This window comes from Mesorhizobium sp. M7A.F.Ca.CA.002.04.1.1, assembly GCF_004022805.1.
Classification (GTDB): Bacteria; Pseudomonadota; Alphaproteobacteria; order Rhizobiales; family Rhizobiaceae; genus Mesorhizobium; species Mesorhizobium ciceri.
Genome location: NZ_RZPL01000906.1, coordinates 1 through 1,956, shown reverse-complemented (window position 1 = coordinate 1,956; position 1,956 = coordinate 1). Strand labels below are relative to the sequence as shown.

The window sequence follows — 1,956 nt, the reverse complement described above, 5'->3', positions numbered from 1 at the left end:
CCTCTATTGGCCGCGCCGCAAATTCCTGCGCTATCCCGGCACCATCAAGGCGCGTTTCCTGCCGCCGATTCCACCGGGACTGAGCAAGGACGAATTCATGGCCCGGCTGATCGGCGAGACCGAAGCTGCCTGCGACCAGTTCCTGATGGATGCGGCGCGCGGCCCGAACCCGCCTGCCTTGCCGCCGACAGCGGTGAAAAGGCTGCAAGAGCTGGACAACGCCGCAAGAACCAAAGTCTGAACCGGAAGTCTCCGGCCGGCAGTTCTCAGCCGAACACCGCCAGCGCGGTGGTCAACACCAGCGTCACGGCAAAGATCAGATTGATGATCCGCGAGGCCGCCGGCCGGCGCAGGAAGCGCGCGAACCCAGCCCCCGCGACAAGCCACAGAGCGTGGATGGCAACGATCATCAGGGCGAGAACCGCCAGCTTCAGCCATAGACCAGGCTCAGTGGCGCCCTGTTTGGACGAAGCACCGGCGAACACGGCGGCGATCGCCACATAGGCCTTTGGATTGGCGACCGCGAGAAGAAATCCAGCCAGCCATGTGGGACGCGAAGTCTCGGCGGCGCGGGCGGCCAGCGGCGGCGCCGTAGCGATCTTGAAGGCGAGATAGAGGATGTAGGCCGCGGAGGCCAAAGCCAGCAACGGCGCCAGCTTCGGCATCGAGGTGAGCACTGCCATGACCCCGGTCGCGACAACCAAAAGCACGGCGATCGTGCCCAGGATGATTCCCCAGGCATAGCCCAGGGAATGGCGCAAACCGAAGGCGGCACCAACGGCGGTGACGCTTATCGTTGCCGGCCCCGGGCTGCCCATGACGACGGCGGAGGCAAGCACGAGCGCGCACAACTGGCGCCAAAGATCCGGCTGCAAAAGAAGCGGCTCAGTCATCTCACCCTCTGTCTTGCCCCGTGCGAAGGAGGCTATGGCAAGACAAGAGGGTCGTCTTGGACGTTCGTGCGAGGAGCGGCCGCCGAAACTTCAGTCGCTCGCCCTGTCGAGTTCGGCCATGTCGGCGGCGCTCAGCTTCAGCGACGCCGCCTTGATCAGGCTGTCCATCTGCTCGGGCTTGGTGGCGCTGGCTATCGGCGCGGTGACGCCCGGCCGAGCGATCACCCAGGCAAGCGCGACTTCCGCCTGCTTGGCCGAATGCCTTGATGACACCGCGTCGAGTGCCGCAAGGATGCGCATGCCGCGCCCATTGAGATAGTCCTTCACGCCGCCGCCACGCGGGCTTTGGCCGAGATCGGCCTCGCTGCGGTATTTGCCGCTGAGGAAACCTTTGGCCAGGCTGAAATAGGTGATGACGCCGATGTCCTCGGCCACGCACAGATCGCGCAACGGCCCGTCAAAGGATGAGCGATCGTAGAGATTGTATTCCGGCTGCAGCACCTCGTAGCGCGGCAGACTGCGCAGGCTCGCCACATCGAGTGCCGCACGCAACTGGCCGGCGTCGAGGTTAGAGCACCCGGCATAGCGAATCTTGCCCTTGGCGAGCAGCTTCTCGTAGGCGCCAAGCGTTTCCTCATAGGGCGTCGCAGGATCCGGCCAATGCGACAGATAGAGATCGATGAATTCGGTCTGCAGCCGCTTCAACGATGCGTCGACGGCCTTTTCGATGTAGGCGGCGGACAGGTCCTTGTGCCCCTGTCCCATATCCGAACCGACCTTGGTGATCACCACGACCTTGTCGCGATTGCCACGGTCTTTCATCCATTTACCGATGATGGTTTCCGATTCGCCGCCCTTGTGGCCTGGAACCCAGCGCGAATAGGCGTCCGCCGTATCGATGGCGTTGAGGCCGGCGCCGACGAAGCGGTCGAGCAGGTCGAACGAGGTTTTCTCGTCGGCAGTCCAGCCGAAGACGTTGCCGCCCAGAACCAGCGGCGCGATGGACAAGTCGGTGCGACCGAGACGACGTTTCTGCAAGGCGGATCTCCGGGATGATTGGGCG

Annotated in this window: 2 protein-coding genes and 1 pseudogene; 1 reads left to right on the top strand and 2 read right to left on the bottom strand. The window is 63.9% G+C overall.

Annotation, left to right across the window (positions count from 1 at the left end; translation table 11 throughout):
• A pseudogene (locus tag ENZ75_RS30250) lies at positions 1–241 on the top strand (1-acyl-sn-glycerol-3-phosphate acyltransferase); the annotation flags it as partial.
• Positions 242–266: 25 nt separating this feature from the next.
• On the opposite strand, the gene ENZ75_RS30245 reads toward ENZ75_RS30250, so the two are convergent.
• Positions 267–893, bottom strand: coding sequence for a LysE family translocator (locus ENZ75_RS30245; protein ID WP_063169095.1), 627 nt, complete (start codon positions 891–893; stop codon positions 267–269).
• A gap of 90 nt (positions 894–983) precedes the next feature.
• Entirely contained in the window at positions 984–1,931 is a 948-nt protein-coding gene (locus tag ENZ75_RS30240) for an aldo/keto reductase (protein ID WP_063169096.1), read from the bottom strand.
• Positions 1,932–1,956 lie beyond the last annotated feature (25 nt).

Bases quoted from the DNA above. Each gene is read 5' to 3' on its own strand.
- ENZ75_RS30245 (WP_063169095.1), bottom strand. From the start codon at position 893: ATGACTGAGCCGCTTCTTTTGCAGCCGGATCTTTGGCGCCAGTTGTGC.